Annotated in this window: 17 protein-coding genes; 8 read left to right on the forward strand and 9 right to left on the reverse strand. The window is 72.4% G+C overall.

All coding sequences use genetic code 11. The features are described from left to right. Positions 1-74 precede the first annotated feature (74 nt). On the forward strand, positions 75-1,037 hold the full coding sequence (locus OG714_RS06595; RefSeq protein WP_406119214.1) for an SDR family NAD(P)-dependent oxidoreductase: 963 nt from the start codon (positions 75-77) through the stop codon (positions 1,035-1,037). Between the two features lie 16 nt (positions 1,038-1,053). Here the strand turns inward: OG714_RS06595 and OG714_RS06600 are convergent, their stop codons facing one another. From OG714_RS06600 to OG714_RS06615, 4 genes are all read right to left on the reverse strand, one after another. Beyond that, positions 1,054-1,704 (reverse strand): M15 family metallopeptidase, encoded by a 651-nt coding sequence (locus OG714_RS06600; protein ID WP_406119215.1) that lies wholly within the window; start codon positions 1,702-1,704, stop codon positions 1,054-1,056. Between the two features lie 32 nt (positions 1,705-1,736). Beyond that, the gene (locus OG714_RS06605) at positions 1,737-3,026 is read right to left on the reverse strand and encodes an ROK family protein (protein WP_406119217.1); all 1,290 of its coding nucleotides are present in this window, start codon (positions 3,024-3,026) and stop codon (positions 1,737-1,739) included. Between the two features lie 112 nt (positions 3,027-3,138). Then, positions 3,139-4,104: a phosphotransferase family protein gene (locus OG714_RS06610; RefSeq protein ID WP_406119218.1), complete on the reverse strand. Its 966-nt coding sequence runs from the start codon at positions 4,102-4,104 to the stop codon at positions 3,139-3,141. Between the two features lie 24 nt (positions 4,105-4,128). Continuing rightward, positions 4,129-7,308, reverse strand: a complete 3,180-nt coding sequence (locus tag OG714_RS06615; protein WP_406119220.1) for a cytochrome P450 — start codon at positions 7,306-7,308, stop codon at positions 4,129-4,131. A 194-nt stretch (positions 7,309-7,502) separates the two neighbouring features. Between OG714_RS06615 and OG714_RS06620 the strand changes: the two genes are divergently transcribed. Together OG714_RS06620 and OG714_RS06625 are read left to right on the forward strand one after the other, a co-directional pair. Then, a complete protein-coding gene (locus OG714_RS06620; RefSeq protein WP_406119221.1) occupies positions 7,503-7,934 on the forward strand; it encodes a DUF6234 family protein in 432 nt (143 codons plus the stop codon). A gap of 8 nt (positions 7,935-7,942) precedes the next feature. Beyond that, positions 7,943-8,638, forward strand: coding sequence for a PAS domain S-box protein (locus OG714_RS06625; RefSeq protein WP_406131739.1), 696 nt, complete (start codon positions 7,943-7,945; stop codon positions 8,636-8,638). Here the strand turns inward: OG714_RS06625 and OG714_RS06630 are convergent. Then, positions 8,569-9,495 carry a DUF3626 domain-containing protein gene (locus OG714_RS06630; protein WP_406119223.1) on the reverse strand — a complete coding sequence of 309 codons (927 nt, stop codon included), beginning with the start codon at positions 9,493-9,495 and terminating at the stop codon, positions 8,569-8,571. The genes OG714_RS06625 and OG714_RS06630 overlap by 70 nt on opposite strands. Positions 9,496-9,614: 119 nt before the next feature. Here OG714_RS06630 and OG714_RS06635 point away from each other — a divergent pair, with 119 nt between their 5' ends. Beyond that, entirely contained in the window at positions 9,615-10,109 is a 495-nt protein-coding gene (locus OG714_RS06635) for an FBP domain-containing protein (protein WP_406119225.1), read from the forward strand. A 2-nt stretch (positions 10,110-10,111) separates the two neighbouring features. On the opposite strand, the gene OG714_RS06640 is transcribed toward OG714_RS06635, so the two are convergent. Then, a complete protein-coding gene (locus tag OG714_RS06640; protein ID WP_406119227.1) occupies positions 10,112-11,113 on the reverse strand; it encodes a zinc-binding alcohol dehydrogenase family protein in 1,002 nt (333 codons plus the stop codon). Positions 11,114-11,294: 181 nt separating this feature from the next. Between OG714_RS06640 and OG714_RS06645 the strand changes: the two genes are divergently transcribed. After that, on the forward strand, positions 11,295-11,861 hold the full coding sequence (locus tag OG714_RS06645; RefSeq protein WP_406119229.1) for a CGNR zinc finger domain-containing protein: 567 nt from the start codon (positions 11,295-11,297) through the stop codon (positions 11,859-11,861). On the opposite strand, the gene OG714_RS06650 is transcribed toward OG714_RS06645, so the two are convergent. Together OG714_RS06650 and OG714_RS06655 are read right to left on the reverse strand one after the other, a co-directional pair. Further along, the gene (locus tag OG714_RS06650; protein ID WP_406119230.1) at positions 11,825-13,192 is read right to left on the reverse strand and encodes an erythromycin esterase family protein; all 1,368 of its coding nucleotides are present in this window, start codon (positions 13,190-13,192) and stop codon (positions 11,825-11,827) included. The genes OG714_RS06645 and OG714_RS06650 overlap by 37 nt on opposite strands. Positions 13,193-13,261: 69 nt before the next feature. Further along, positions 13,262-13,855 carry a TIGR03086 family metal-binding protein gene (locus OG714_RS06655; RefSeq protein WP_406119231.1) on the reverse strand — a complete coding sequence of 198 codons (594 nt, stop codon included), beginning with the start codon at positions 13,853-13,855 and terminating at the stop codon, positions 13,262-13,264. A gap of 114 nt (positions 13,856-13,969) precedes the next feature. Between OG714_RS06655 and OG714_RS06660 the strand changes: the two genes are divergently transcribed. The 3 genes from OG714_RS06660 (at position 13,970) to OG714_RS06670 (ending at position 17,717) form a co-directional block, all read left to right on the forward strand. Continuing rightward, the gene (locus OG714_RS06660; protein ID WP_406119233.1) at positions 13,970-15,223 is read left to right on the forward strand and encodes an FUSC family protein; all 1,254 of its coding nucleotides are present in this window, start codon (positions 13,970-13,972) and stop codon (positions 15,221-15,223) included. Positions 15,224-15,314: 91 nt separating this feature from the next. Next, a complete protein-coding gene (locus OG714_RS06665; RefSeq protein ID WP_406119235.1) occupies positions 15,315-16,373 on the forward strand; it encodes a hypothetical protein in 1,059 nt (352 codons plus the stop codon). A gap of 114 nt (positions 16,374-16,487) precedes the next feature. Next, positions 16,488-17,717 (forward strand): lactonase family protein, encoded by a 1,230-nt coding sequence (locus OG714_RS06670; protein WP_406119236.1) that lies wholly within the window; start codon positions 16,488-16,490, stop codon positions 17,715-17,717. Here the strand turns inward: OG714_RS06670 and OG714_RS06675 are convergent. Next, positions 17,685-18,410, reverse strand: coding sequence for a DUF2470 domain-containing protein (locus tag OG714_RS06675; protein ID WP_406119237.1), 726 nt, complete (start codon positions 18,408-18,410; stop codon positions 17,685-17,687). The two genes, OG714_RS06670 and OG714_RS06675, sit on opposite strands and share 33 nt — an antisense overlap. Positions 18,411-18,463: the final 53 nt, after the last annotated feature.

Consider the following 18,463-nt stretch of genomic DNA (forward strand, 5'->3'; position numbering starts at 1 on the left):
CCGGCCGTGATTCCCCCGTCGCGGTCGGGGCTTCTCCTTGACTTCGAGCGCACTCCAATTCGTAGCGTTCCGGTATGACCACTGCACAGCACAAGATCGGTTCCGGATTCGGTGCGAAGAGCACCGCCGACGATGTCCTCAAGGGCGTCGACCTCACCGGAAAGCTCGCCGTCGTCACCGGCGGCTATTCGGGTATCGGCCTGGAGACCACCCGTGCGCTCACCAAGGCGGGGGCCCGGGTCGTCGTCCCCGCCCGCCGTCCCGACACCGCGCGCGAGGCCGTGGCCGGCCTCGACGGTGTCGAGCTGGACGAGTTGGACCTCGGCGATCTGGAGAGTGTGCGCGGCTTCGCCGACCGCTTCCTCGCCTCCGGCCGCACCGTGGACCTCGTGATCGACAGCGCCGGCATCATGGCCTGCCCGGAGACCCGGGTCGGGCCCGGCTGGGAGGCGCAGTTCGCCACCAACCACCTCGGCCACTTCGCCCTCGTCAACCGGCTGTGGCCGGCGATCGCAGCGGGCGGCGCGCGGGTGGTCTCGGTGTCCTCGGGCGCCCACCACAACTCCGGGATCCGCTGGGACGACATCCACTGGAGCCACGGATACGACAAGTGGGAGGCATACGGGCAGGCGAAGACCGCGAACGTCCTGTTCGCCGTCCACCTCGACAGGCTGGGCGCCGACCACGGCGTACGGGCCTTCGCGCTCCACCCGGGTGGCATCCTCACGCCGCTCCAACGCCATCTGGCCACGCAGGAGATGGTGGACCGCGGCTGGATCGACGAGGACGGCAACTTGCTGAATCCGGACGCCTTCAAGACCCCGGAGCAGGGCGCCGCCACCCAGGTCTGGGCCGCGACCTCACCCCAGCTGGACGGCCTCGGCGGCGTCTATCTGGAGGACTGCGACATCGCCGAACCCGCCCCCGCCGACGGCGAGCGCATCGGCGTCAAGTCCTGGGCGACGGATCCCGAGCAGGCCGCCCGCCTGTGGAAGCTGTCCGCCGACCTGACCGGTGTGGACGCGTTCGCCGGATAGTTCCGGGCACAGCGCTTCACGAAGGGTCGAGGTCCTTCGGCCCGTAGAGGGCGGCGGGTGCACCGCTCATCAGCGCCCAGTAGCGGTCTCCGTACGACCAATGCCACCACTCCGTCGGGTAGTTGACCAGGCCGACCGCACCGAGCGCCTTGCCCAGCACGGCGCGGTTGGCCCCGGCCTCGGCGGTGATGTTGTCGGCGCCGGTGTAGCAAGCCCCGTCGCTCTGCTCAGGGTTGGCGTTCATCGGCGTACCCATGTCGAGTTCGCGGCCGTCGGCGTCGGCGAGGGTCAGGTCGACGGCCGCGCCGGCGGAGTGCGGGGCGATCTCGGGCGGGGAGACATAGCGGCTGGCGGCGGACCGGATGCGATCGGCGGACCAGTCCGGGTTGGCGGCGCGCAGTTCGTCGCCGTAGCCCTCGAAGTAGCGGCGCTGGAGGGCCGGCGGCCGGTAGCCCTCGACGAACAGCAGGCGCAGACCGTCGGGCAGCAGGGCCTCCGCTTCCAGGAGCCGGTCCAACACGCCCTGGCGCAGGTGGAGTTCCGCGCCGCTGTCGTTCTTTCGGTCGTCGACCAGCAGCGCACCGCTCACGTCGACGAGGGGCTCCCCGCACTCCTCGACGGGGATGGCTGCGACCCGGGCGTCGGACATCAGGATGATCTCGTTCATGGGGTGATCATCCCCCAGCCGCCCGTCCCCCCTCAGTGCGGGGCGCGTTCCTCCAGTGCCGTGCGCCAGGCGGGCGGCGGGCCCTCGGGCTCGGGTTCGGCGCGGCGGCCGCCGCGGGCGAAGAAGTCGGCGAGGGGGAGGATCGCGGCGCCGACGGTGACCGCGTCGGGGCCGAGCCGGCCCAGTTCGATGGTCACGCGGCCGGCGGGGTGGCGCAGCGCGTAGGCGGTGGCGTGGTGGCGTACGGCGGGCAGGAAGCGGGAGCCGAGCTGGAGTCCGGCCCAGCCGCCGATGAGGATGCGCTCGGGCTGGAAGAGGTTGATCAGGTCGGACAGGCCGGCGCCGAGGTATTCGGCGGTCTCCTCCAGGACGGCGAGCGCGACGGGATCGGCCTCGGCGCCCTCGGGCGGGTAGGCGGCGACCAGCAGCGCGGTCATCGCGGTCTCCTCGTCGGTGCCCTCCGGGGGACGTCCGCCCTGCTCGCGCCAGCGGTCGAGCAGCGACTCGGCGCCCGCGTACGCCTCCAGGCAGCCGAGGGCGCCGCAGCGGCAGCGGCGGCCGCGGACCCGTACGGTCAGATGCCCCCACTCGACGGCCCGCCCGTTCTCCACCTCAGGAGTGACGAGACAGGCGCCGACACCGGAGCCGAAGAGGACGACGATCGCGTTGCGCGCGCCGCGCCCGCCGCCGAACCACATCTCGGCCTGGCCGAGGGTCTTGGCGCCGTTGTCGATGAAGTACGGGACGGCGTCGGGGAGTTGGGAGGTGGAGCGGAGCAGCTCTTCGAGGGGGACCGCGTCCCAGCCGATCGTCTGGCCGTGCACGACCGCGCCGTGGTCCGCGGTGTGCTCGACTATGCCGGGGACGCCGATACCCACACCGAGGAGCTGTTCCGGTGCGATGTCGGCGGCGGCGAGCACCTCGGCTATGCCGTCGCGGATGTGGCCGACGATGACCTCGACCTCGTAGCGCTGCTGCTCCAACGGGCGTTCGGCGCGCGCGAGTTCGGTGAGGGTGAGGTCGAACAGCTCGACGCGGACCCGGGTCTCGCCGACGTCGACGCCGATCATGTGGCCGCTGTGCGGGGCGACTTGGAGGAGGGTGCGGGGGCGGCCGCCGTCGGAGTCGACGCTGCCGGCCTCCTCGACGAGGCCGTCGGCGACGAGGTCCGCGACGACGTTGCTCACCGAACCGGAGCTGAGCCCGGTCGCCGGGCCCAGTTCGAAGCGGCTGAGGGGTCCGTCGAAGTACAGCCGTTGCAGTACGGCCGTGCGGTTGGCCCGCCTGAGGTCGCGTACCGTGCGCCCGTTCTGCCCCGCCATGTGGCTCCCTCCGAACCCTGCCCGACCTGCAAGATACTCCTGCGGCCCGCCGGACGCGACTTTCCCCGCCCTCTTAATTCATGCCCTGAACTAAGGGGCGGCGGAATGCACACTACGGGGTGGAAGCCGTCTCGTCGATCTCCCCCAGGGCGGCGAGCAGCTCGGGGGCGACCCTCTCCCGCCGCCAGCGGTTCTCTTCCTCGCCGAACTTCCGGGGGACCGCCTCGGTGAGCATGATGAGGTAGAGGTAGCTGCGGTAGAGGGCGTAGCGGAGGCGGGCCGACCGGTCGAACTCGGCCCGCCCGCCCGCTTCCCGATAGCCCGCGAGGAACGCCTCGTCCTTCCTGATGTCCCCGAGCAGCGCCAGGGACACGAAGTCGGCGAGGGGGTCGCCCCAGAACATGCGCTCGCCGTCGATGAGGCCGCCGACACGGGGCGTTCCGGTCGTGCGGTCGACCAGGATGTTGCCCCGCCACAGGTCGAAGTGGACGGCGATCGGGACGGTGACCTCGTCGAGGGCGCCGTACGCCGTCCGGGCCGTGCGGACGATGTCGTCGGCGGGGAGCGGCAGCCAGGCCCCGTAGCGGCGGGCGTCGTCGAGGACGGCGTCGTGGAGCGTGGTGAACGCGGTCCGCCAGTCGGGGGCGAGGGGGCCGAGGGCGCCGGAGGGGTAGCCGAAGCCGGGGCCGGTGATCTCGTGCAGGCGGGCGAGCCGGCGGCCCAACTCCGTGCGCAGGTCGGTCACTTCGGTGTCCGTGAGGGAGTCGTCCCAGGGTTCGCCCGGGCACAGTGTCATCAGGAGGGTGTCGCCGTCGAGGACCACGACGCGCGGCGCCGCCACCCCGGCCTTGGCGGCGGCGCCGTAGAAGTCGGCCTCGGAGACGAGCAGTTGGCGTTCGTGCGCCAGGCCGGGGGCGGTGGGCGCGGTCTTGAGGACGTAGCGGCTGCCGTCGGTGAGGGTGAGTTCCTCGACGGTGTTGTAGGTGCCGCCGCCCATGGGGCGGAGGTGGGCGAGGTCGCCGGGCGGGATGCCCGCCGCGCCGAGTACCTGTCGGGCCCGCTCCGAGGAGTCCGTCACCGTGCGCCCACCTCTCCCTCTCGGTCAGCCGGCGGCGTACACGTCCTCGACGTAACGCCCGTCCGCCATCAGTGTGTTGAGCCACCGCTCGGCGGCCTCGTCGTCGGCGCCGGGCGTGCGGTCCCGGTACAGGGTACGGAACGCGTCCCGCACGCCTGGCGCCATGCGCGAGCCGTCGCCGCAGACGAACACCCGGGCGCCCGCGTCCAGCAGGGCCCACACCTCGTCGGCCTCGGCGGCGACACGGTGCTGGATGAAAGTCACCTCGCCCTCCGGGGCCGCGCTGAACGCCGGTCGGAGCGAGACGGCTCCGGCGCGCTCGGCGGCGCGCAGTTCGTCGGCGTGGAGGTAGTCGGCGTCGGGGGCGTCGCAGCCGAAGTAGCAGAGGGCTGGGGCGAGTTCGGCGCCACCCGCCAGTGCTGCCGTACGGTCGGCGACGGTTCCGCGGAAGGGGGCGAGACCGGTGCCCGCCGCGATCATCACGACCGGGGTGGAGTCGTCGATCCGGAAGGCCTCGCGGCACGGCTGGACGCGGGCGTACACCGTGTCGCCCGGCGCGACGGTGTTGAGGTGACCGGACCCCGTGCCCCGGTAGACGCCCTTGCCCGAGCGGGCCGGGGCCTCCAGCAGGGAGACCATCAGGTCCGCATGGACGGGGTCGACGGCGGGCGAGGACGAGATCGAGTAGTGCCGGGGGCGCAGCGGGGTGAGGAGTTCGAGGAGCGTGGGCCAGTCCACGGCGCCGCGCAACGCCGGGTGGTCCTCGACGAGTTCGACGAAGGTGCGCGGGTCGTCGGTGAGGGCGGCCAGGGCCATGCGCTCGGGTGGGCAGGGGTTCGCGGCGGCCAGTGCGATCAGTTGGCCGGCGGTCGGGTGGTCCTGCAACTCGACGTGATGAGTGAGGAGTTGACGTACCGTCACGGGCCGGTCGACCGCGAGGCCGTCGCGGCGCGGGCGGGCCGGGCGGATGTCCAGCACGGTGTCGAGGTCGACGCCGAGGGCCGCGGCGGCGCGCTCGACCAGACCCGGCGCGTTCGCGGGCAGGACGGTCAGGTGGTCGGCGGTGCGGTAGGTGGTCCCGTCCGGCAGGGCCACGCGCACGAAGCGCTTGCGGCGCGGGTGGCCCGGTGCGGTGAGGTCGTGGGCCTCGGTGACGGTCATGGGGATGAGAGCGTGCCGTTCGGCGAGGGCGTCCAGGTGGCCGCCGGTGAGGGTGCGGACCTCGTAGCCGGTGGCCGGTTCGGCGGGTTCGGCGGCGGCCATGGCGTCTGGATCGCCGTACGTCTCCAGGAGTGCGGTGCGCAGCCGGGCCGTGAACTCCCGTACCGCGCCGGTGAGATCGCCGGAGGCGTCGGCCGCGGCGCGGTCGGTCAGTCGGGTGGCGCCGAGTTCGGCGAGGCGGGCGTCGATGCGGATCGGCATGTGCTGGTAGGTGGCGGCCCAGTTGCGGTCGCCGACGCCGAGGACGGCGTACGTCACGCCGGTGAGGTCGTGGGTCTCCTCCAGCCAGGCGGCGAAGGCGAGGGCGTCGTCGGTGGGGCGGCCGTTGTAGGAGGCGGAGGTGATGACGACGGGCCGGTCGGCGGGCAGTCCGTCGGCGTACGCGTCCAGCGGTGCCACTTCCACCGAGCACCCCAACACGGCCGCTTCATCGGCCAGTTGGGCGGCGAACTCGCGGCAGGTGCCGTAGTTGCTGCCGTGCAGGAAGAGGGCCGCGGTGCCCGGGCGGACGCGGGCGGGCAAGGTGGTGGTGTCGGCCGTGGGGGTCGCGGGTGCGTCGACGGCGCCGGGCAGCGGACCGTGCACGCGGTCGGCGGGGGTGCGCGGGGTGAGGGTGAGCGTGAAGCCGTCGGGCTTGAGGGTGAGGGTCTCCTTCACCGTGAGTTCGTAGTCAGCGTGGTCGTGCAGCCGGTAGCGGTGGACGAGCATCGCGAGCAGCATGGTCGCCTCGTGCAGTGCGAACTGCCGCCCGATGCAGGCGCGTTCACCGGTGCCGAACGGCTTGAAGGCGTGCACGGAACGGGCCGCCTCCGCCTCGGGCGTGAAGCGCGAGGGGTCGAACAGTTCGGGGTTGTCGCCCCAGCCGGGCTGCCGGTGCAGCATCGGGGCGATCACGGTGACGGCCTGCCCGGCACGGAGCGGAACACGTCCGCCGAGCACCGTGTCCTCCAGGGCGTGCCGGCTGAACGCGGCGGCCGTGGGCCACAACCGCAGTGCCTCGTTGAGGACTTGGCGGGTGTAGGTGAGCCGGCCGACCTCGTCGTACGTCGGTTCCGGGTCCGCCGTGTCGCCCCACAGCGCGTCCACCTCGCGCTGCACGAGCTGGAGCACCGCCGGATGCTTGGCCAGGTAGTACAGCGCGAACGACATCGCGCCGGACGTCGTCTCATGGCCCGCGACGAGGAAAGTGATCACCTGGTTGCGGATGTTGGCGGTGTCGAGCGTCGTGCCGTCGGCCGGGTGCTCGGCGCTGAGCATGAGCCCTAGGAGGTCCCCGGCGTCGCCCTGGTCGGTGCCGGTGCGGGCGGCGATGACGTCGTCGACGACCTGGGCGAGGTGGTCGGCGTCGGCCCGGAAGGCCGCGTCGGCCGCCGAGTGGTCCTCGCCCGGGACGCGCGCCAGCCGGGTCATGCTCCACTCCAGGCACCGGACCATGGACTCGACGAAGGGGTGCGGCTCGTCCCGCTCGAACGACCCGAAGTCGTAGTCGAATCCGGCGAGTCCGATGGTGTCGAGGGTCATCCGGGTCATGTCGTCGGGCACGTTGACCGGCTGCCCGGCACGGGCCCCGCGGTCCCAGGACTCGACGAGCCGGCGGGCCACCTTCAGCATCACGGGGTGGTAGGTGCGCATCGAGCCGAGCGCGAACGCGGGCATCAGAATGTCATGCGCCTTGGCCCAGTTGGGCTCGTCGTTGTACGCCGTGAAGAGTCCGTCGGCGGCGAAGGCCCGGACGTTCTCCAGGGCGGGGCCGATGTGCTTGGCGAACCGCCGCTCGTCGGCGAGGTCGGTCACCAGGTCCAGATCACTGACGAACAGCGTGTCCCGTCCGTGCAACCGCCGTACGAACACCGGTCCGTGACGGTGCATCAGGTCCATGATCTGCTGCATCGGGGTGCGACCGGGGCCGGTCGCGGTGATGTCGACGACGGGCACGCCGGGGAGCGTGTCGACGGGCTGGGGGTGCGGCGCGGTGGGGGGCATGGCGCGACAACGGCCTTTCGCGGTACGGAAGTACTGCGCTCCAGCCTGCTCGCCCCGTCCCGGCGGCCCGCGCCACGGGACTACATGATCGTGTAGTGAAAAGCACCGATGGCGTCTTGCGCGGACGGCACGGTCCGGCTAACTGAGTGCGCGTACTCATGTGCGCCCCGCGACCGCCCCGGCAGGGTGGACCCATGACTCAGGCACTGCCCGAATGCCCTCCGCTGCGCAGCAGACGGCCGTGGTCCAACAGGACCTCCACCGCTTCGGACGTCACCACCGCCATCGCCCTGTTCATCGGCGAGATCGCCGTCCTGGCATGGATCATTTTCGGCTACGGCATGAAGAACTGGGCCGCGCAAGGGGACCCGGACGAGATCGACACCGCGGCGCTCGCGGAGATCGCCTCGCTGGAAGTCTTCCTCTACGTCGTGATCGCCCTGGCGGTTCTCGCGGCGCTGTCCCGCGCACCGTGGACACTGGTGTCGCACCTCCTCGTCGCCCTGCTCCTGGGCGCACTGGTCACGGGCTCGCAGCAGGACTACGACCGCGCGCATCCGGACCCCACACCCACCCCGACCGTCCACTACACGCCCTGCCTCAGCGGCAGTGGGAAGTGCCACTGAGGCGCATGATGGTGTTGGGCGCGAGGGCGTCGCAGGAGGTACGGGTGGACTGGTCGCGCAGAGAGGGCGTGGTGTGGCGCAACCGTGCCCTCATGCTCTTCGACCGGGTGGCGGTGCCGGTCGCGGTGTGCGACGTGTACGGCTCGGTGCAGGTGGCCAATCCCGCGATGGCGGCGGAGTGCGGTACGACGCCGGGCCGGCTGCGCGGCCGGGACGTGCTCGACCTGTTCCAGCCGCAGGAGTCGGGACAGGTGGAGCGGATCGCGCAGGCGCTGCGGCTGCGGCACCGGTCGCGGTACCAGGTGTCGGTACGGTGGCGGGCCCCGAACGGCGCCGACCGCCATGGGGAGTTGACGGCCGACCCGGTCAGCGACACGGTCGAGGAGACGCCGGCCCTGCTGGTCATGCTCCGCGTGCGGGGCGAGGGCGAACCCCGGGACGGCGGGCCCGGCCCGGACGCCCCCGCGCAGGTCACCCCGATCGAGGCCCGCATCCTGGCGCTGCTCGCCGGCGGCGCCACGACCGCCCGCGCGGCCCGCGAGACCGGCCTCACGACGGACGGCGTGACCTATCACCTACGGCGGCTGTCGGCCCGCTGGGACGCGGCGAACCGTACCGAACTGGTCGCCCGCGCCTACGCACTTGGGGTGCTGACGCCGGGGGTGTGGCCGCCGGTGCCCGGCACGGACGCCGACGAGCGGTAGGCCGTACCCGCTCCCTCCGGCGCCCCGAAGCGGGCGAGGGTGTGCCACACCATCTTCAGGTCCTGGAGTTCGTGGCGACCGGTGCGGGCCGCGTCGCCGATGACGCGCGGGTCGACGACACCGGACTCGGCGATGCGGGCGCCGAGTTCGGCGTACTCCTGCCCCCGGTAGTCCGCGTGCCTCCGCAGCTCGGCCACCGTGAGCCGGTAGCCGGGGTGCCATTCGACGGGGCAGGGCAGGCGGCGGGCGGCGGTCTCGACCGGGGTGCCGCGGTAGCTCGCGTCCAGGACGAGGGCCTCCATGTCCCGGGCCAGGACGACACCTCCGTGCACCTGGGTCTCGATGTAGTCGTTCAGCGCGTCCTGGTCGTCGTCCTCGGCGAGCGCGATCAGGTTCATGCCGGAGGCGACGCCGAAGTCGGTCGGTTCGGCCGCGCTGTCCGGGTAGCAGAAGGTCGCGCGGGCGAGGGCCGTACCGCTCAGCCGGAAGTGCGAGGAGCCGAACCGCGGGGCCGCGCCGACCAGTTGGCGTCTGAAGTTCAGGGCGCCGTACACCGGTCGCTCGGGTGCGGGCGCCCCGTCGTAGGCACCGGCGAAGATCCGGCTCTCCCAGCGCCAACGGTCGCCGCCTGGGCGGGCGGTGAGGCCGCCGTTGCTGGTGCCGGTGACGAACTGCGAGTGGTACGTGCCGTCTTGGGCCAGCGCGTCGAGGATCGGGCGGCCGGTCGCCGTCGCCGTGCGGTCGGGGTGGAAGTTCAACGTGATGCGGAGGCCCACGTCGACGGCCGGACCCGAGGAGCGCTCCGCCACATGCCGCAGAGCCCGTGCCTGTCGCGCGCCGACGCCCCCGAAATCCATTGGCTCCTCCACCCCTCGCCTTACTACCCTGAGCCGAAACCTAGACCCCCTAGGTTTCGGAAACGGGCACCACCCCATCCGACGCCACCCCGACGGACACCGCCCCAGGAGGCTCCCCCATGAGATCACTCACCGAGCACGACATCCGCAACTCCTTTGTCAACTGCTCGAAGGGCGAGGCCAAGCGACTGGCCGTCCCCCGCGATCTCGACACCCGCCCCTGGGGCGACCTGGACTTCCTGGGCTGGCGAGATCCCGGGGCGCCCGACCGCAGCTACCTCGTCACCGAGCGGGCGGACGGGCTGATCGGCGTCACGTTCCGCTTCCCGTCCTCGCAGCGCGGCTTCCTGCACCGGAGCATGTGTTCGCTGTGCGTGACGACCCACCCGGGCGGCGGCGTCTCCCTGATGACCGCGCGCAAGGCGGGACCGGCGGGCCGCGAAGGCAACTCGGTCGGCCTGTACATGTGCACCGACCTCGCCTGTTCCCTCTACGCCCGGGGCAGGAAGATCCCCGAGTCGGGCATCCGCATCGAGGAGAGCCTGACCGTGGAGCAGCAGATCGACCGGACGGTGGGCAATCTGACCGCGTTCCTGGACAAGCTGTACGTCTGACCTCAGTCCTCCCCCACGGCGATCACGATCTTGCCCCGGTTGTCCCGCCGCTCCAGCCGCTCGTGGGCGGTCCGCGCCTCGGCAAGGGGCACGACGGTCTCGATCGGCACCCGGTACGTGCCCACGGCCACCCGCTCGGCGAGTTCACGCAGGTCCGCGCGCGGGTCGTAGCCGCCGTGGATCTGGAGGTTGGTGAGCTGGAAGCCGAGGATCGACGCGTTTTTCGGATAGAAGTCGCGGGTGTCGACGGTGCTCGGCTCCAGGGCCACATTGGCGAGGGCGACGACCCGGCCGCCGTGTCCGATCTCGCGCAGGCCGCGCCCGAAGGCCGGGCCGCCGACGGTGTCGAGGACGACGTCCGCGCCCCGTCCGCCGGTCAGCCGCAGCACCTCGTCGACCTCGGCGTCATCCGGGTGGGCGGAGGTGTCGAGGGTGGCGTGAGCGCCGAACTCCCCTGCCCAGGCGGCCTTTTCGGGTGATCCGGCGAGGGCGATGACCCGGGCGCCGGTCTCGGCGGCGATCTGTACGGCCGCGCTGCCGACCCCGCTCGCGGCGGCCTTCACGACCACCGTGTCCTCCTTGGTGACGCGGGCGAGGTGCCGCAGGCAGTACCAGGCCGACAGCCAGGCGACGGGCAGCGCGGCGGCGTGCGTGAGGTCGATGCCGTCCGGCAGGGCGGTGACCTGGGTGGCGGGCACCACCGCCAACTCGGCGTAGAAACCGGGTGAGTTCACGCCGTCGAGGGCCACGACCCGTTGCCCGACGGTGAATCCGGTGACACCCTCCCCCAGCGCGGCGACCGTACCGGCTCCCTCCACTCCCGGGATCAGCGGCGGCTTTCCGGCCCGGTGGTAGTTCCCGGACCTGATCAGGGCGTCCGCGCGGTTCACGCCCGCCGCCGCGACCCGCACCAGCACCTGCCCGGGGCCCGCGACCGGGTCGGGCACCTCGACCGGTACCAGCACTTCGGGCCCGCCGAACTCGTCGATCCGTACCGCACGCATACCGCACCTGCTCCCTGTCACGGCCACCGAATCCGGGCCGACCCGACTGACACCTCTTGAACTAGTGTCACCATGCGACACCGGACGAACCGGTGTCAAGGCTCGTCGGGTATTGCCGGTCGCCGTCGACCGCCCTTGCGTACACCGCATGAACCGGTGTACGCGAGGTAAGCTCGCTGCCATGACCATCCCGCCCGTCTTCCCGTTCATCGGCGGTCGCCCGTGCCTGAACTTCGTGGCGACCCTCGGCAAACGGCACGGCACCCCCGTCGAACGGCTCCCCGACCCCGCGGCCCTGGCCGGCTGGATCACGGAGGCCGAGCTGTCGGCGGGTGCCGGGCCGGTGCGGGTCACGGCCCGGGAGCTGACGGACGCGCGCACCCTGCGCGAGGCGCTCTACCGCGTCGTACGGGACGCGATGGCCGGCCGGGAGCCGGCGGCGGCCGATGTCGAGCGGGTCAACGAGGCCGCCGCGCGGCCGGATCTCGCGCCCCAACTGGGCGCGGAACGCTGGAAGTCGGCGCATCCGGCGCGCGCGGCGCTGGCGACGGTGGCCCGGGACGGCGTTCTGTTGGTGGGCAGTCCGCTGCTGGAGCGGGTCAAGGAGTGCGAGAACCCGGAGTGTTCCCTGCTGTTCCTCGACGACTCCCAGGCCCGCCGCCGCCGTTGGTGCTCGATGGACCGCTGCGGCAACCTCGCGAAGATCGCGGGCTATCGGTCGCGCAGCCGGGCCGCCGTGACCGAGTGAAGGTGGATCAGGACGTCGTAGCTGCGGGCCAGGGCGATGCTCCGCGGGTCCTCCGGGTAGTCGGTGCCGATGCTGCGGGTCGGCCGTGCCGTCGCCAGCCACGTACGGGCCGGTGATCCCACCGAGCGCAGATCGACCAGGTAGTCGGTGAACCGCACCTGGTCCAGGGTCCGTTCGTTGCTGCCCGCCCCGGCCGGTCCCAGCGTCCAGCGGTGGATCGCGTCGTCCGGGCCGGTGGCGTTGAACGAGCCCCGGTCGAAGGTCAGGCCCACGCCGCGATACCCGGAGCCGAGTTGGTCGCGCAGGAACGCTCCTTGCATCTTGGGGTAGTTGGCGGGATCGGACGACACATAGCCGATGTGGGCGTCGTGGGCGGACAGCAACACCTTGGTGCCGGTGTGCCGTTGCCACCAGACGACGTTGGCCGCCATCGTCTCGTCCCGGTAGCGCATGGCCGCGGGGACCTGTGCGGGGTCGGCGAAGTCGAAGTCGTACTGCCGGGCCACCTGGTCGAGGACGGCCGCGTCCTGTACGGCCCAGTCGTACGCCTCGCGGTCCTTCCCCGGCGACTGCTTCTTCAGCAACTCCAGTGCGCGGCCGGTGCGTTCGGCCATGTCCTGCCGTTCGGCGTACGGCTTGTCCAGGTACTGCTCGATGTACGTCCCGGCCGGCACGGTGGGCCGCAGCCCCCGGTACAGCTCGGCGAGCCGGGAGCTCAACTCGGGGTAGTGGTCGGCCACATAGGCGGTGACCGAGTCGTAGAGCTCGGGTCCGGCCCAGCCGATGTCGTCGCCCATGAAGCGCACGGGGTCGCCGGGATGCCGGACGTTGTACGCGCGCATCCACTCGACGAGCTTCAGATAGTCGGTGTTGTTCCACCACAGGTAGTCGCGCTGGAACTCCTCGCGGAAGATGCGCCGCGGGTCCCCTTTGCCGTACAGGACATAGTCGTCCAGGCGCAGGCCGGTGCTCCAGGCGCCCTCCAGGGCGAAGGTGCGGAAGCCCTCCCTCTCGACGAGGTGGCGGAAGACGCGGTCCTTGAGGGCGAGGAAGTCGTGGGAGCTGTGGGTGGCCTCGCCGAGGCCGACGACGCGGGCGCCGCCGATCATCCGGTCGAGGGGGCGCAGGTCGTCGGTGGTACCGCCCGGTTCGACGGTCCGCAGCGGGTGGGCGGAGCGGTCGAGGGCCGCAACCACGGCCGAGGTAGAGGGAGTTGGCTGTGCGGAGGCCGATGGGGTCGGAGGTGCTGCCGTCGCGTCCGGGGTGCCGGCCGCGACGGCGCCGAGGCTGATGAGCAGGGTCAGGATCAGTCCGGTCCGATGCCGTGTCATCGTCCGAGGGTCGCGGGCGCCCGGGGCGGGGACCATCCGGTGGTCCTCCGTACCGGGGTGGGGTTTCCCTCAGGAGCCGGCGGGTGTCCAGTGCGGGTCGCGGCCGAGGAAGGCGAGGAGCGCCTCGGACCGGTCGTACTCGTCCGTCACCTCCAGTGCGGGCGCGAACACCCGGTAGGAGTCCCGGAGTTGATCGACGAGCCGGTCCGCCGCCGGCCAGATCCCCTCGGCCAGGTCCACCCCCAGCGGCCGGTTCTGACCGGTGGCCGCCGCGATGTCCCAGGCGTGCACGGCCGCGTCCATGGCGGCCGTCGCCGCGGCGAACGGGAGGGGCATCGGCCCCAGCGGGGTCGGCACCTGGCCGGCGTCGGCGGGCAGGTGGGCGTAGCCGTCCGCCACCGCGCGGAGCACCTTGTCGAGTTCGGCGACCGGGTCCCCGTCCAGGGCGTCCGCGGGGTGGAAGGGGTCGGAGCCGGGCCGGTCGCCGGTGAGGACGAGGCCGTAGGCCTGCTGGTCGATGCGTGCGTGGTTGAGGACCTGCCGTACCGTCCACTCGCTGCACGGCGTGGGCGCCGCCCAGGCCGTCTCGGGCACGGCGGCCACCACCTCGCGCAGATAGTCGTGCGAGCGGGTCAGTACCTCGATGCCCTGGATGTTCGTCATGAACGTTCCTCTCCCCTTCGCGCTGTGCGGTGATGCCAATCTAGGAGGCCTTGCGGACAGCTACGGTCCTCAACGAGCACGTTCAGCGCACCTCTGAAAGGGAATAGGCCAGGGATGCGAGATGTCCGTGAGTGGACGGCGCCACTGGTGCGGTTCCTGGGACGGCACCGGGACCCGGTGGTCGTCCAGACGCTGCGGTCGGCGACCGCGGCGACGGTCGCGTACGTCGTCGCACTGCGCCTGAGCCCCGAGCCCGCGCCGCTCACCGCTCCCCTGACCGCGCTCCTCGTCGTCCAGGTCACCCTCTACGCCACTCTCACCAACGGCATCCGCCGGGTGAACGCCGTGGTCGCGGGCGTCCTCGTCGCCATCGCCTTCAGTCTGCTGGTCGGTCTGACCTGGTGGAGCCTGGCCCTGCTGATCGTCGCCGCGCTGGTCGTCGGGCGGCTGGTCAAGGTCGACGAGTACGTGCCCGAGGTGGCGATCAGCGCGATGCTGGTCCTCGGGGTCACCACGGTCGGCAACACGGCCTGGGCACGGGTGGTGGAGACACTGATCGGCGCGGTCGTCGGACTCGGCTGCAATCTGCTGCTCGCTCCCCCGGTGTGGGTGGACGAGGCCGGCGAGTCGATCGAGGGGCTGGCCCGTCGGCTACGGCGGCTGATGCGGCGCATGGGCGAGGAGGCGGCGGGCCGTACCCCCGTCGACCACGCCACCGCCCGGCTGCACGAGGCACGGCGGCTCGACCACGACATCGTCGAGGTGGACGCGGCCCTGCGGCAGGCCGAGGACAGCCTGCGGCTCAATCCGCGCGTCCGGGAGGGACTGCTGCACCGGGTGGTACTGCGGACCGGCCTGGACACCCTGGAGATCTGCACGGTCGTGCTCCGTGTTCTCGCCCGTACCTTCACCGACCTGGCGAAACAGCGCGACCCCGAGCCCCTGTTCGCATCGCCGACGGGCGCCGCCGTAGAACAGCTGCTGTCCGAGATCGGTGACGCCGTGGTCAGTTTCGCGGTGCTGGTGACCACCGATGTGACGGTGAGCGCCGAGTCCGCGGAGTCGCGGCTCACCACCGAGCTGCACACGGCCGCCGCGACCCGCGACAAGCTGGCCCAGCTGCTCCTGGAGGAGGTCCAGCGCGACGCGGCCCAGTGGCAGCTGCTGGGTGCCGTGCTGACCGAGGTCAACCGCATGCTGGACGAGCTGGACACCGAGCACCGCTCGCGCCGGCTGCTGGAGGAACTCGACCGGTGCACCAGTGAGCAGCGGGAGCGGATGCCCCGGCTGACCTGGTTGCGGGAGCGGGTGGGTGTGCCGGACCGGCTGCGCAGGAACCAGGGCGGGGGCGCCGATCGTTCTAGGTGACGGAGTCACCTGGGGGCGGGGCGCCTTCGGCAGTACGCCGATGAGGGGCGGGCCGTTCCCTACGGCAGAGCGGAACGATGGGGGCGGGCGCATGGCCGAGAGCACCGTACGGATCGACGGGAACACCTTGCGGCTGCCCGGAGGGGTGGCGGTGCGGTTCGTCCGCACCCTGCGCCTGCCCGAGACGGGCACGCATCCGTTGCCGCCGGGGCTCGGCGAGTTCCCGGTCCGGCGGGTCGCGGACTTCCCGGACACGGTGCCCGCGGAGTGGCGGGCACGCGGCGGGGTGATGCTGCCGGTGTATCTGCGCGAGGCGATGTGGCTGAGCTTCGCGGGCACGGCCGAGCCCGCCGCCCTCCAGGTCGGGGTGGGCAAGGTGTGCGCGGTCTCGGGGAAACCCTGGAGCGACCGGCTGTCCCGGCACCCGCAGAACTATGTGGTGCTGCCCCGCCAGCCGTGGCTCGACGGCATCAACTCCGGCAAGGGGACGGTCCGTCAGTTCGTGGCGGTCCCGCTCGGCCTCGGTGCGACGGTCGAGGGGCAGGTCACGGGCGAGGAGGTGTGGGGCGGCGTCCAGCTCCAGTCCTTCCCGCTCGGCGAGCGGGAGTTGGCGAAGTGGCGCGAGGCGGAGCGCCGCCGGTCGGAGCAGTCACGGGCACGGACGGCCGCCCTCCCGACCGGGGGCTACGGCATGCCCGCCATGCCGATGATGTCCGCGCAGCCCGCCCCCGCGCCCGGCGCTCCGCCTGCGCCGAGCCCCCGGGCCGCCGCTGCCATGGGGCTCGGTGTCGGCGGTTCGATGCGCCAGGAGGTCTACGAGGACGACCGCCCGCTGAAGGCCTGGGCCGAGGAGCCCGCCGGGCGGGTGTTCGTGCACCTGGTGACGCCCCCGGAGTGGCGCCGCATCACCGGCGAGGCCCCGCCGCCGTCGCCCGTGGACCGCGCCGCGTACACCCGGGCGGGGCTCCCCTGGTTCGACTACTACGACCAGGACGCCGAGGATCTCGCCCCCACCGACACCCTGGAGGCGGTGAAGCCGGTCGGCGACTGGCTGGGCGACGACCACGAACCCTGGCAGCAGCCCACGCCCGGCCAGGTGGAGCCGCTCAAGGACGCGCAGGGCAAGCCGGTGGAGGACGGCGACTGGTGACCCACGCGCGCGTTGCACCAGATGCAACGCACGTTGCCGGTCTTGCGCTCAGCGGCCCGCCCACGCCAAGGTTGCCGTGACGACCGAGGCGAGCGACGACCTGAGGGTGTGGGTATGACGAGTGGTGCGGAGGCGTCACGCGAGGGCTGGAGCAGGCGCCGATTCATCGGCGCCCTGGGGGGAACCGCGGCGGTGATCGCGGTCCCGGCACCCGCCTCGGCACCGGCCGACCCCGAATCCACTCCCGCAGCGGACTCGACGGCCGCGAAGACACCGGCACCCGCCGCACCACCCTCCACCGGCAAGGCCTCCGGCCCCCGCCCCCTCTACCTCGGCACGTACACCTCGGTCGACGGCGGCGGCACGGGCATCGGCCTCGCCACCTACGACGCGTCGACCGGACAGATCACGGGCGCGGGCACCCTCACCGGGGTCGCCGACCCGTCGTACCTCGCCGTGCACCCCGACGGCCGCACGCTGTACGCGGTCGACGAGCAGACGGCGGGCGCGGTGACCGCCGTACGGCCGGCGGACCGCAGGATCCTCGGCGCGCGGAGCACCGGCGGAGCGGGCCCCTGCCACCTGTCCGTGCACCCCACCGGGCGCTGGCTGCTCAGCGCGAACTACACGTCCGGCAGCGTGGCCGTGCACCCGATCGACGCCTCGGGCGCGCTCGGCGCACGCACCGCTCTCGTCAAGCACTCCAGTCCGCAGCCGGGCCCGGGCCAGGACGGCCCGCACGCGCACCAGTTCGTGACCAGTCCCGACGGCGGCCATGTCCTCGCCGTCGACCTGGGCACCGACACGGTGTACACCTACCGCCTGGACACCGCGAAGGGCACGCTCACCGAGGTCTCGCAGGCGCACACCCGCGCGGGCGCGGGCCCGCGCAGCCTCACGTTCCACCCCGGCGGTCGGTACGCCTACCTGGCGAACGAGGTCGACGACACCGTCGCGGTCTGCGCCTACGACCCGGCCACGGGCGCCCTCTCGATCGGGGACCCGCAGTCCAGCGGCAGCACGGGCGACGCCACCAACTACCCGGCGCAGATCCTCGTGACGTCGAACGGCGCGTACGCCTTTCTCGCCAACCGCGGCGACAACACCCTCGCCCGGTACGCCGTCGAGGCGGACGGCGCCCGGCTCAGGCTGCTCGGCACGGTGCCGGTGTCCGGAGACTTCCCGCGGCAGATCGCGCTCTCGCCGGACGGGACGCTGCTGTTCACCGCGAACCAGAGGTCGAGCACGGTCAGCGTGTTCCACGTGGACGACGGCACGGGTCAACTGCGGCTCGCGGGCGAGCCGTTCGCCTCACCGGTCGCCGTCTGTGCGCTGCCGCTGTAGGGGGCGCGGGCACGACGCGGCGCTGGCCTGGGTGAGCAGCACATGCATGCGCTCGGTGAGGTGGGTGACGGAGTCGGCGGGCGCGTGAAACGGCAGCCGTACGTCGCCGTGGGCGCGGACGCGCTCGATGCGCAGTGTCAGTCCGTGCCGGTCCACGGCGAGGGGCTGGACGCGGACCGCGCCGTGCAGGCTGTCGGGTTCGACGAGCCGGGTGAGCCGCTCGACCGCGTCGGAGTGGCAGTCGGCGAGGTGGGTCAGCAGTTGGGCCTCGGCCAGTGCCAGCGGGTCGGGTTCGGCGGCGGCGAACTCGTCGAGGTCGACGACGACCGCGCCGGTCGGCGGGCGCAGCACCACGCGCGTTGCCCGGAAGGCGAGTTGGCCCTCCTCGGGCACGAACCACCCGGCCAGCCACAACCGGGCCCGGATACGGTTGCGCACGGGGACGGGTGCGACGTCCGCGAACTCCAGGACGGCGGACGGCTCTCCGCGCGGCGCGCAGATCGCGGCCGCCAACAGGGCGCTGTCCTCGGGTACTTGAAGGAGCACCCGGCCGTCGTCGTCCACGCTGTGCGCACCGACGAACTCCTCGCGACCGCCCTCCGCGGTCACCGCGCAGGACCATGCGGCGGCGAGCACCGAGCGGGCTCGCTCGGCCGCGGCAGGCACGGCCGTCCACGTCTGGCTGTCACCCATCCCTGAACCTCCTTAGGTAAGCCTTGCCTAACTTACCGAAGATCGGGGCGCAC

Source organism: Streptomyces sp. NBC_00989 (assembly GCF_045162655.1).
GTDB lineage: Bacteria > Actinomycetota > Actinomycetes > Streptomycetales > Streptomycetaceae > Streptomyces.